Source organism: Stenotrophomonas ginsengisoli (genome assembly GCF_001431485.1).
GTDB classification, from domain to species: domain Bacteria; phylum Pseudomonadota; class Gammaproteobacteria; order Xanthomonadales; family Xanthomonadaceae; genus Stenotrophomonas; species Stenotrophomonas ginsengisoli.
In genome coordinates this window covers 1-10,733 of sequence record NZ_LDJM01000024.1, presented here as the reverse complement: position 1 = coordinate 10,733, position 10,733 = coordinate 1, and the positions used below count along the sequence as shown (strand labels likewise).

Annotated in this window: 11 protein-coding genes; 1 reads left to right on the top strand and 10 read right to left on the bottom strand. The window is 66.4% G+C overall.

What is annotated here, in order from left to right:
• The 7 genes from ABB30_RS10005 to nudE all read right to left on the bottom strand — a co-directional run.
• Positions 1 to 557, bottom strand: a 557-nt coding sequence (locus tag ABB30_RS10005; RefSeq protein ID WP_083489808.1) for a histone H1-like repetitive region-containing protein, incomplete at its 3' end; no start/stop codon positions are given.
• A gap of 713 nt (positions 558 to 1,270) precedes the next feature.
• The gene (gene gcvH, locus ABB30_RS10000) at positions 1,271 to 1,666 is read right to left on the bottom strand and encodes a glycine cleavage system protein GcvH (protein ID WP_057638167.1); all 396 of its coding nucleotides are present in this window, start codon (positions 1,664 to 1,666) and stop codon (positions 1,271 to 1,273) included.
• An 84-nt stretch (positions 1,667 to 1,750) separates the two neighbouring features.
• Positions 1,751 to 2,857: a glycine cleavage system aminomethyltransferase GcvT gene (gene gcvT / locus ABB30_RS09995; protein WP_057638166.1), complete on the bottom strand. Its 1,107-nt coding sequence runs from the start codon at positions 2,855 to 2,857 to the stop codon at positions 1,751 to 1,753.
• Positions 2,858 to 3,063: 206 nt separating this feature from the next.
• A complete protein-coding gene (locus ABB30_RS09990) occupies positions 3,064 to 3,393 on the bottom strand; it encodes a YnfA family protein (RefSeq protein WP_211263481.1) in 330 nt (109 codons plus the stop codon).
• Positions 3,390 to 4,205 carry a nucleoside triphosphate pyrophosphohydrolase gene (gene mazG, locus ABB30_RS09985; protein ID WP_211263480.1) on the bottom strand — a complete coding sequence of 272 codons (816 nt, stop codon included), beginning with the start codon at positions 4,203 to 4,205 and terminating at the stop codon, positions 3,390 to 3,392. The genes ABB30_RS09990 and mazG overlap by 4 nt, the downstream gene beginning before the upstream one ends.
• A gap of 35 nt (positions 4,206 to 4,240) precedes the next feature.
• The gene (gene cysQ / locus ABB30_RS09980; RefSeq protein ID WP_057638168.1) at positions 4,241 to 5,044 is read right to left on the bottom strand and encodes a 3'(2'),5'-bisphosphate nucleotidase CysQ; all 804 of its coding nucleotides are present in this window, start codon (positions 5,042 to 5,044) and stop codon (positions 4,241 to 4,243) included.
• Entirely contained in the window at positions 5,041 to 5,589 is a 549-nt protein-coding gene (nudE, locus tag ABB30_RS09975; RefSeq protein WP_057638165.1) for an ADP compounds hydrolase NudE, read from the bottom strand. Before nudE ends, cysQ begins: the two co-directional genes overlap by 4 nt.
• A gap of 122 nt (positions 5,590 to 5,711) precedes the next feature.
• Here nudE and ABB30_RS09970 point away from each other — a divergent pair, with 122 nt between their 5' ends.
• Positions 5,712 to 6,446, top strand: a complete 735-nt coding sequence (locus tag ABB30_RS09970) for a 16S rRNA (uracil(1498)-N(3))-methyltransferase (protein WP_057638164.1) — start codon at positions 5,712 to 5,714, stop codon at positions 6,444 to 6,446.
• A gap of 40 nt (positions 6,447 to 6,486) precedes the next feature.
• On the opposite strand, the gene ABB30_RS09965 is transcribed toward ABB30_RS09970, so the two are convergent.
• The 3 genes from ABB30_RS09965 to ABB30_RS09955 all read right to left on the bottom strand — a co-directional run.
• Positions 6,487 to 6,957: a chemotaxis protein CheW gene (locus tag ABB30_RS09965; RefSeq protein WP_057638163.1), complete on the bottom strand. Its 471-nt coding sequence runs from the start codon at positions 6,955 to 6,957 to the stop codon at positions 6,487 to 6,489.
• Positions 6,958 to 6,966: 9 nt separating this feature from the next.
• Positions 6,967 to 8,502, bottom strand: coding sequence for a chemotaxis protein CheB (locus ABB30_RS09960; protein ID WP_083489807.1), 1,536 nt, complete (start codon positions 8,500 to 8,502; stop codon positions 6,967 to 6,969).
• Positions 8,489 to 10,733: response regulator (locus tag ABB30_RS09955; protein WP_245626479.1), on the bottom strand; the 2,245-nt coding region annotated here is incomplete at its 5' end. The genes ABB30_RS09955 and ABB30_RS09960, both read right to left, overlap by 14 nt.

Sequence of the window (10,733 nt, the reverse complement as noted above, 5' to 3'; positions counted from 1 at the left end):
GCTACGGCCTTCTTGGCTACTGCCTTCTTGGCTACTGCCTTCTTGGCGACTGCCTTCTTGGCCACTGCCTTCTTGGCGACTGCCTTCTTGGCGACAGCCTTCTTGGCTACGGCCTTCTTGGCTACCGGCTTCTTGGCCACAGCCTTCTTGACTGCGGTCTTCTTGGCGACGGCCTTCTTGACGGCCGGCTTCTTGACCACAGCCTTCTTGACTGCGGCCTTCTTGACGGCCGGCTTCTTGGCCACAGCCTTCTTGACTGCAGTCTTCTTGGCTACCGGCTTCTTGGCCACAGCCTTCTTGACTGCAGTCTTCTTGGCTACCGGCTTCTTGGCCACAGCCTTCTTGACTGCAGTCTTCTTGACGGCCGGCTTCTTCGCCACAGCCTTCTTGACTGCAGTCTTCTTGACGGCCGGCTTCTTGGCCACAGCCTTCTTGGCGGCGGTCTTCTTGGCGGCGGTCTTGGTCACTGCCGACTTGGTGGCGGCGGCCTTCTTGGCGACCTTCTTCACCGCCTTGCTGGCAGCCGGCTTCTTGCTCGCGACTTTCTTCGTGGCCATACGTTGGCTCCTCGTCAGTGATCTATCAGGTTGACAACCCAGGTGACACAGCCCGCTCGCGCATCGCGATACGACCTCCGGACCCAAGCCACATCCGGTTACGGATACGCAGACAGCCGCAGTGTGTGCCGCGGCTGTCATGGGCAGAGTCCCCAGCTGGCCCGTTGTTGACGACGTCACCGCGAACCACTGCCACTGGCGTGGTGAGTGCGAGCTGACACATCAACAATCGTTTGATGATCTGGATCACGGGCACCGGCTACGGCATCTGCTTGAGGCGAAACCTAATCATCGTTTTTTTTACTGTCAACCATCTGCGCGCAATTGGCAGCAACCGCCAGCGCATGCAAGGCACATCGCGATCAGCGCAAGTGCCCGGCCAGTGCAATGCAGCAACGATGGCAAGCGCTCAGCGCAAACCCCGCATTGGCAGCAAAGCACTTGAAACAAGCCACTTGCGCAGCTGCGGCTTGTTATCCATTGCCTGCAATGCTGCTGCCATGCGTTGCCTGCAAGCAGCAAGCGTGCGACAGCCTGGCACCGGCACCAGGCAGGCAAGCAAATTGCCCGACGCAGACAAAGCACCATCGACAAAGCGCCAACTGCGCAAGCTGCGTGTGCCTGCATGCCCAGGCACACACTCACGCCACCGTGATATGCAGGCAAAAAAAACGGCCGCACAAGGCGGCCGTCCGGCTCGATGCACGCGGCACTCAGTGCGCGTCATCTTCCAGTGCCGATGCATAGGCATTGGCATCAAGCAGTGCTTCCAGCTCGGCGGCATCGGCCTGCTCGAGCACGTACAGCCAGCCCTGGCCATAGGCATCCTCGTTGATGGTTTCCGGCTTGTCCGACAGCGCGTCGTTGACGGCAACCACGGTGCCGGACACCGGGCTGTACACGTCCGAGGCAGCCTTGACCGACTCCACCACAGCCACGGCATTGCCGGCCGTCACGCTGTCACCGACGCTGGGCAGCTCGACATAGACCAGGTCGCCAAGCAGGCCCTGGGCATGATCGGAAATACCGACGGTGACACGACCGTCAGCTTCAACGCGCGCCCACTCGTGGGACTTGAGGAACTTGAGGTCGCCGGGGATCTGGCTCATGGAACTGCTCCGCTAAAAAGAAGGTGGAACGGAAGGAATAGTGTAGCCGAGCACCACGGTGCCCGGCGGCAGAACAGGCGTGCCTCAGGCCAGGATGCCCGGTTGGGCAGCGCCTTCGCGCACGAACGGGAACTTGACCACGCGCACCGGCACCTCACGGCCACGGATGTCCACGCGCACATCGCCGGCATCACCGGCCGGCACGCGGGCAAAGGCAATGGCCTTGCCCAGGGTCGGGGAGAACGTACCGGACAGGATCTCGCCCTGGCCATTGGCGGTGAGCACACCCTGGCCATGACGCAGCACGCCCTTGTCATCCATCACCAGGCCGATCAGCTGGGTCGGCACACCGGCCGCCTTCTGTGCTTCCAGCGCCGCACGGCCGATGAAGTCACGGCCGTCGTCCAGCGACACCGTCCAGGCCAGGCCCGCCTCGTACGGGGTCACCGACTCATCCATGTCCTGGCCGTACAGGTTCATGCCCGCTTCCAGGCGCAGGGTGTCGCGCGCGCCCAGACCGGCCGGCTTGACGCCTGCGCCCAGCAGCTTGTCCCAGAAGGCCACCACGGCAGTCTGCGGCAGCAGGATTTCAAAACCATCCTCACCGGTGTAACCGGTACGGGCCAGGAACAGTTCCACTCCGTCGGCCGCACGTACGTCCAGCGCAGCGAAGCGGCCCAACTTGTCGGCGGCCTCGCGCTGGTCCTCGGCCAGCAGCGAGATGGCCTTGGCACGCGCCTGCGGGCCCTGCACGGCGATGATGGCCAGATCCTCGCGCTGCTGCACGCTGACATCGAACGCAGCTGCATGCTGGCTGATCCAGGCCAGGTCCTTCTCGCGGGTGGAGGCATTGACCACCATGCGGAACAAATCCTCACCCAGGAAGTAGACGATCAGGTCGTCAATCACCCCGCCCTTCTCGTTGAGCATGCAGGCATACAGGGCCTTGCCCGGCACCTTGAGCTTGTCCACCGAGTTGGCCAGCAACTGGCGCAGGAAGGCGCGCACGTTGGTACCGCGCAGGTCGACCACGGTCATGTGGCTGACATCGAACATGCCGGCCTGGCCACGCACCAGGTGATGCTCGTCAATCTGCGAGCCGTAGTGGATGGGCATGTCCCAGCCACCGAAATCGACCATCTTTGCGCCCAGCGCACGATGACTGTCGTTGAGAAGGGTCTTCTGGGTCATGGCCTTGCATCCAACACTGGTGAAAGAACCCGCATTATCCCAGATTAGTTGCAAGCGGCACTGTCGCCGCAGCCCAACTGATGGCCCATGCCCCACCCCGCATTGCCCACAGCAGCGACCGTTCCGCTGCCGATGCCGCATGTGCAGCGCAGGCCATGCCCGATGGATCCGATCGCAGGCCGGCAGCCAGCGCGGTGTCGCCGCACTCAGCCCTGGCGCGGTGCCAGCATGATCACGGCCATGCCGGCCAGACACAGGCTGACCCCGGCCACATCCCAGCGGGTGGGACGGACCCCGTCCACAAGCCACAGCCAGGCCAGGGCGACAGCCACATACACGCCACCATAGGCGGCATAGGTACGCCCACTGGCGGTGGGGTGCAGGGTCAGCAACCAGGCGAACAAGGCCAGCGCGGCGGCGGCCGGCAGCAGCAACCAGACACTGCCGCCCTTGCGCAGCCACAACCACGGCAGCCAGCAGCCGATGATCTCGGCCAGCGCGGTCACCGCGAACAGGGCCAGTGTCTTGACCATCATTCGGTCGCCTTGACCTGCTGCCACAGCGCTTCCTGCACGGCCAGGTCCAGGCCGGCGAAGTCCTGGCCCTGTGCGGCGGCCAACGCTTCCATGGCCCGGAAACGACGTTCGAATTTCAGGTTGGCACGGCGCAAAGCCGCGCCCGGATCCACCTTCGCATGCCGGGCCAGGTTGGCTGCCACAAACAACAGGTCGCCGATTTCCTCTTCCAGCGCCGCGTGGTTGTCGGCCACCGGGCCGCGCTCGAACTCCGCGCGCACCTCGTCCATCTCCTCGGCCAGCTTGTCCAGCACCGGTGCCGGGCCCGGCCAGTCAAAGCCGGTACGCGCCGCACGCGCCTGCAGCTTGGTCGCCTTCAACCATTCCGGCAGGCCGGCACTGATACCGGCCAGGGCCGAGGTGTCGTGTTCGCCACGCGCCTGGCGTTCGGCACGCTTGATCGCCTCCCAGTTGCCCAACACCTGCCCGGCATCGTCGGCGCGGGCCTGGGCATACACATGCGGATGCCGGCGCACCATCTTCTCGGTGATGGCCTGGGCCACATCCTCAAAACCGAACAGGCCCTGCTCACTGGCCATCTGTGCATGGAAGGCCACCTGCAGCAACAGGTCACCCAGCTCGTCGCGCAGGTCGTGCAGGTCGCCCCGGTCAATGGCCTCGGCCACTTCGTAGGCTTCCTCGATGGTGTACGGGGCAATGCTGGAAAAATCCTGCTGCAGGTCCCACGGGCAGCCGCCATCGGGATCACGCAGGTCGGCCATCAGCGCCAGCAGGCGATCGATCGGGCGGGCCTGGTCGGGGATGGGTTTCATGCGGTGTCCTCGTACGGTTGCAGCGGTGGGGCTGATCAGTCGGCCAGCCACGATTGCCATGGCAGGGCCAGATCGCCCAGGGCAATGAAATGGCCATTGAGCAGGCTGGGCCGGCGGTTGTAACGGAAAGGCTTGCCGGTGGCCAGCGACAGCACATTGCCGCCGGCGGCCTGCACGATGCACTGGCCGGCAGCGGTGTCCCACTCGCTGGTCGGGCCCAGCCGTGGATACACATCCAGCTGGCCTTCGGCTATCCGGCACAACTTCAGTGACGAGCCCAGACGCAGGGTCTGGGTGGGCCCCATCCGGGCCAGCATCGCCTCGCCCTGGGCGCTGTTGAACGAACGGCTCATCGCCACCTGCAGTGGCGCGGTGGCGGGGCTGCGCACGTGCAGGACGCTGTCATGCAGCCCCTGCCGCCGGTAGGCCAGCTCGCCACGGGCGGCATGCCAGAGCGTACCGCTGACCGGCTCCTGGATCACCGCAAAATACGGTGCCCCCTGGTGGATCAGGGCGATGTTGACGCTGAACTGCCCATTGCGCTTGACGAACTCGCGGGTGCCGTCAATCGGGTCCACCAGCCAGTAGCTGGTCCAGTGCTGGCGCTCTTCCCAGCTGACCAGGGCGCTTTCCTCGCTGAGCACCGGCAATTCCGGCGTCAAGCGACGCAAACCATCGACGATGATGCGGTTGGCCAGCAGGTCGGCCTCGGTCACCGGGCTGTCGTCTTCCTTGTGCATGACCTCGAAACCGCGGCCGTACACCTGCATGATCGCCTCACCGGCCTGCCCGGCCAGGGCAATGACCATTTCACGCAGGTCAACCGGGATGCGGATCATGCCGGCATGGCCAGCCACTGCCGGGCAATGAACAACGCCGCCAGTGACCGGCCTTCGGAAAAGTCCTCGCGCAGCATCAGCTGGTCCAGTTCGGCCAGCTTCCAGGGCACCACTTCCAGTTCTTCCGGCTCATCACCGGGCAGGCGCTCCGGATACAGGTCACGGGCCAGCACCAGGGTGGTCTGGTGGCTCATGTAGGTCGGGGCCAGGCTCAGTTCGCGCAACACCTGCAGCTGGCGTGCGCCGTAACCGGCCTCTTCCTTGAGCTCGCGGTTGGCCGCCTCGATGGCCGATTCGCCGGCATCGATGCGTCCCTTGACCAGGCCCAGTTCGTAACGGTGCATGCCGGCGGCGTATTCGCGCACCAGCAGCACGGTGTGCTCATCGAGCAACGGCACCACGACCACCGCACCGTGCCCACGCCCGTTCAGGCGTTGGAACTGGCGGCGTTCGCCATTGGAAAATTCAAGGTCCAGGTGTTCCAGCTGGAACGGGCCGGCCTGTTCCTGGCGGCGACCGTGGATGGTCGGCAGGCGCCGGCTCATGCCTGCCCCCGCAACGCACAGCAGGTGGACGTCGATACAATACGCACGGGCAAGCGGATATTCATCTGGTTGGCAATGCTAACAGACCCGGCCCCTTTCCTCCTGACTTTGAACCGACCCTCATGCGCATCACCCGTTGCCCTGTCAGCCTGCCCCTGTACGTGGGCCTGAGCCTGGACCTGCCCGACGACATTGCCAACCACCTGGTGCGCGTGATGCGCCTGGGCGTGGGCGAACACTGCGTGCTGTTCAATGGCGACGGCCATGACTACAGCGCCGAACTGGTGGATGTGGGCAAGCGCAATGCGCGCGTGCAGATCAATGCCGCCCAGGCCCTGGACAACGAATCGCCGCTGCGCATCACCCTGCTGCAGGGCATTGCGCGTGGCGAGAAGATGGACCTGATCCTGCAAAAATCCACCGAACTGGGGGCGGCGGCGATCGTGCCGGTCAACAGCGAACGCAGCGAGGTACGCCTGGAGGGTGAGCGTGCGGCCAAGCGCGTGGCGCACTGGAACAGCGTGGTGGCCTCGGCCTGCGGGCAGAGCGGACGGGCGGTGATTCCTCCGGTGGCGGCACCGGCCGGGCTGGCCCAGGCCTGCGCTGCGCTGCCGGCCGACAGCCTGCGCCTGTGCCTGGACCCGCGTGGCCAGTGGACCCTGGCCACCCTGCCGGCGGTGGGCAGCGGTGGTGTCGTGGTGGCCATCGGCCCGGAAGGCGGCTGGTCGCCGCGCGATCTGGACATCCTGGGGCAAGCCGGCTTTGCCGGCCTGCAGCTGGGCCCGCGGGTACTGCGTACCGAAACCGCCGGACTGGCGACCCTGGCCGCACTGCAGACACGCCTGGGCGATTTCTGAGCGCTGCAAACACTCACGGCCCCGAAGGGCCGTGAGGGTGTCAGGCGGCCAGGCTGGCCAGCACCGCTGATTCCACCGCGTCCAGGTCGGGCAGCAAGGCGGTCTGTTCGCCCAGCAGCACACGCATGTGCACGCCCTCGGGCACCACTTCCTCGGATGCATCGGCCAGCAGGCCATCGCGCGGCACCGCGATCAACTGCGGGAAGGACTCGGTCAGCAGCGCGTAGTACGGCAGGTGGGCCTGCCCGGCCAGGGCCTTGAGCACCACCACCTTGAGCTGGCCAACCACCACGTCGTTGCCCAGACCGGCAAAGCGGCCGAAGGCCACCACCGGCACATCAAACCCCTGCCAGGACAGGCTGCCGGCAATCCATGCCGGCGCATCGGCCGCGGCCGGCTGCAGCTGCACGCGCGACATCACCTCGGCCACGGTGGCATTGGGCAGCAGCACCTTCTCGCCGGCACACTGCAGCACGACACCGCGTACTTCATCGTTGTTGATATGGTTCATCGTGATTCCTTACAGGCCCCAGCGTGCGAGCAGTTCGCGCGCCAGCCAGGCCGGTTCACCAATCGGCATGCCGGCCACGGCCAGGGCACTGGCAGCGGCCGGGTCGTAGCAACCCTCGCCGGACTGACCGGCCACCCAGGCCCCACGCTCGGCCAGACGCAGGACGGCATCGACCTGCTCGGCATCGGCGCCACTGAGCATCAACACCACACCGCCATCGGCAGGCACATCGGCCAGCATGCTGGCCATCGGTGCCAGGGTGTCAAAACGCAGGGGCTGGCCATTGCCCAGGGTGATCTCGTCGCTGACCACGTAAACATGGCCTGCCTGCAGGGTCTTGCCGGCTTCGGCCAGCAGCACCGGCGCCGCACTGACGCGCTGCAGCTGGGCCACCAGGTTGGCGTAGCGGCCACCGTCCAGACGCAACTGGATCAGCACCGCACCGGGCATGCCTTCTGCCGGCAGCTGGGCCAGCAGGCGACGGATCGCATCCGGGCCACCGATACCGGCCATCACCAGGGCCACCGAGGTGGCGGTCTGGTCGGCAGGCACGGCATCACCCTCCTGCCCGTCCTCGCTGTCCAGGTCGATCAACGACAGGCTGCTCAGATCCCACTGGAGTGCCGGCTCGGCCGGAGCCGGAACGGGCGCCGGGGCCGGTGCACTGCTGTCGAAATCCACCAGTGCCCACTTGTCCAGCGTGGCCGGCGCAGCGGTCGCTTCCACCGTGGTTTCTACGGCCGGCAGCACCGGCTCGGCCGGGGCTGACGGCAGCGGCGGCAACGGCGGCGGCATCACCGCGGCCGGCTCGGCAGCCGGCGCAGACACGGCCGGCGCACTGGCGAACAATTCCTCCAGCGACGGCGCCACCACATCGGCCACCGCCGGCGGCTGGTAATCGGCCGACTCGAAACTGTTGAAGGCCGTTTCAGCGGCCACCGGTTCAAAGGACAGGTCCAGGCTGTCATCGCCGACAGACAGGGCGGTATCGGTATCCACCGAAGCCCACTGGCCATCCACCAGCACCGGCGTATCGACATCGGCCTGCAGCTGCAGCGCATCGTTGGGCACGGCCGGAGCAAAGGCTTCGGCCTGGGCCAGGTGCGGATGCAGGGTGGCATCGGCATGGCCCTGGGCCGGGGTGGCCGGCTTGCCCGGCTGCGGGTGCAGCAACTGTTCGTCCTCGGCTCCGGGCGGCAGCACGTTGCCGTGACCCTGCAGCTTGGCCGCCAGATGGCGCTCCCAGCGCTGGGCATCCCAGCCTTCACGGTGGGCAGCCAGTTCGGCCTCTTCCAGCAGCACCATCACACCGGCCTGGTCGAGCACCGGCTCCAGCCGGTCCAGTGCCTGGTCGGTGCTGGCGTCCAGCGCAATCACCACGGCAGCCGGATTGGCGGCCAGCACCTGGCCGGCATCGGCCTGGCCCGGCTCGGTTTCCAGCACGATGTTGCCACCGGCATTGAGCACCGCCTGGCGCAGCTTGTCGCGTGCCGCACCCGGGTTGGCCAGCAGCACGACTGTGGCATTGAGATCATTCGCGGGCACGGGAAATCCCCAGCAGGTCATAAACGTTACGCATCAGTTCCGGCTCCTGGTACGGCTTGCCCAGATAGCGCTGGACACCGATTTCCAGGGCGCGCTGGCGGTGCTTGTCGCCGGTACGCGAGGTGATCATGATGATCGGCACATCCTTGTAGCGCGGATCGGCACGCATCGCGGTGGCCAGCTCGTAGCCGTCCATGCGCGGCATTTCGATATCCAGCAGCATCAGGTCAGGCACGCGCTCTTCCAGCTGCTCCAGTGCCTCGATACCGTCGCGGGCGGCAGCCACTTCGAAGTTGTGGCGTTCCAGCACGCGACCGGTGACCTTGCGCATGGTCAGCGAGTCGTCCACCACCATCACCAGCGGCACCTGACGCACCGGGGCCACCGGGGCCACCGGGGCCTGACGGCTCGGCTGGGACAGCAGGCGACGCACCAGCGGGGCCACGTCCAGGATCACCACCACATTGCCTTCGCCGGTGATGGTGGCGCCGTAGATACCCGGCACCGAGGCGATCTGCATGCCCACCGGCTTGACCACCACTTCGCGGTTGCCCACGACCTGGTCGATGGCCACCGCCGCACGCAGGTCGCCGGCACGCACCAGCAGCAACGGGATCTGCGCCTGGCCTTCGGCCTTGGCCGGATCCTGCCCGACCAGCAGGCCGAGATCGTACAGGGCGTAGTCCTCACCGCCGTAACGGTAGACGCCCTGGCCACTTTCAAAACGCTCGCGCGAGATGCGGCCGATACCACTGACCGAGGCCACCGGCACCGCATAGGTGGTTTCACCGATCTGCGCAAACACGGCCTGGGTGACGGCCAGGGTCTGCGGCAGGCGCATGATGAAGCGGGCACCGCGACCGGTTTGCGACACGATGTCCACCGAGCCACCGAGCTGACGCACCTCGTTGCGCACCACGTCCATGCCCACTCCGCGGCCGGCCAGCTGGCTGACCTGATCGGCGGTGGAGAAACCGGCAGCGAAGATCAGCGAGTCGAGCTCGTGCTCGGACAGCAGGGCCGCATTGGGCACCAGGCCACGCTGTTCGGCGCGGCGGCGGATTGCCGCGCGGTCCAGGCCGGCACCGTCATCGGCCACTTCCAGGGCGATTTCCGCACCTTCGCGACGCAGCTGCAGGGTGATCACGCCCTCTTCGGCCTTGCCGGCTGCCAGACGTGCGGCCGGGGCTTCGATGCCGTGAGCCACCGAGTTGCGCAGCATGTGCTCCAGCGGCGCGACCATGCGGTCCAGGACATTGCGGTCCAGTTCGCCCTGGGTACCTTCCACCACCAGACGGACCTGCTTGCCGGTATCGGCAGCGGCCTGACGGACCACACGACGCAGACGCGGCACCAGGCCGTCGAAAGGCACCATGCGCGCACGCATCAGGCCGTCCTGCAGCTCCGAGCTCACCCGCGACTGCTGGCCCAGCAGATTGTCGTAATTGCGGGCCAGGTCATCGAGCACACCCTGCAGGCCGGACAAGTCGGCGGCCGATTCGTTCAGCGCACGCGACAGCTGCTGCAAGGTGGAGAAACGGTCCAGCTCCAGCGGATCGAAGGTGCGGTCGGCACTGTCCTCGCGCTGGTAACGGGCCACGATCTGGGCTTCGGTTTCCAGATCCAGACGACGCAGCTGATCGCGCAGACGGGCGTTGGTGCGGTCCAGCTCGGCCATGGCGCCGCGGAAGGCACCCAGCTGCTGTTCCAGACGCGAACGGTAGATCGCCACTTCACCGGCATGACCGACCAGGCGGTCGAGCAGGTCGGCGCGTACACGCACCTGTTCCTGACCGGCGCGCGCGCCGTCCTCACCGGTACCGACTTCATCGTCCACCGGTGCGGACAACGGTTCCAGAGCCACACTGGCACCGGCCAGCGGTGCCGCCGGGGCAGCTGCAGCCAGCACAGGGGCCGGCACAGGCGATGCAGCGACAGGCGCATCGTGCGACGGCAGATCAGCCGCGACCTGCGGCACATCGACCGCGGCGGCCGGTGCAGGCAGCTCATCGCTGCTGTCCTGGTCATCGGCCAGCAGACCGGCAATGGTGACCATGCCGGCGGCGGTCTCCAGTACCGGCTCCTGCGCCAGTACCGAGGTTTGATCGGCTTCGGCTTCGGCTTCGGCTTCGGCTTCGGCTTCGGCTTCGGCTTCGGCTTCGGCTTCGGCTTCGGCTTTCGGCTTCGGCTTCGGCTTCGGCTTCGGCTTCGGCTTCGGAGTCGCGCGCAGT

Bases quoted from the DNA above. Each gene is read 5' to 3' on its own strand.
- gcvH (WP_057638167.1), bottom strand. From the start codon at position 1,666: ATGAGCCAGATCCCCGGCGACCTCAAGTTCCTCAAGTCCCACGAGTGG.
- gcvT (WP_057638166.1), bottom strand. From the start codon at position 2,857: ATGACCCAGAAGACCCTTCTCAACGACAGTCATCGTGCGCTGGGCGCA.
- ABB30_RS09990 (WP_211263481.1), bottom strand. From the start codon at position 3,393: ATGATGGTCAAGACACTGGCCCTGTTCGCGGTGACCGCGCTGGCCGAG.
- mazG (WP_211263480.1), bottom strand. From the start codon at position 4,205: ATGAAACCCATCCCCGACCAGGCCCGCCCGATCGATCGCCTGCTGGCG.
- cysQ (WP_057638168.1), bottom strand. From the start codon at position 5,044: ATGATCCGCATCCCGGTTGACCTGCGTGAAATGGTCATTGCCCTGGCC.
- nudE (WP_057638165.1), bottom strand. From the start codon at position 5,589: ATGAGCCGGCGCCTGCCGACCATCCACGGTCGCCGCCAGGAACAGGCC.
- ABB30_RS09970 (WP_057638164.1), top strand. From the start codon at position 5,712: ATGCGCATCACCCGTTGCCCTGTCAGCCTGCCCCTGTACGTGGGCCTG.
- ABB30_RS09965 (WP_057638163.1), bottom strand. From the start codon at position 6,957: ATGAACCATATCAACAACGATGAAGTACGCGGTGTCGTGCTGCAGTGT.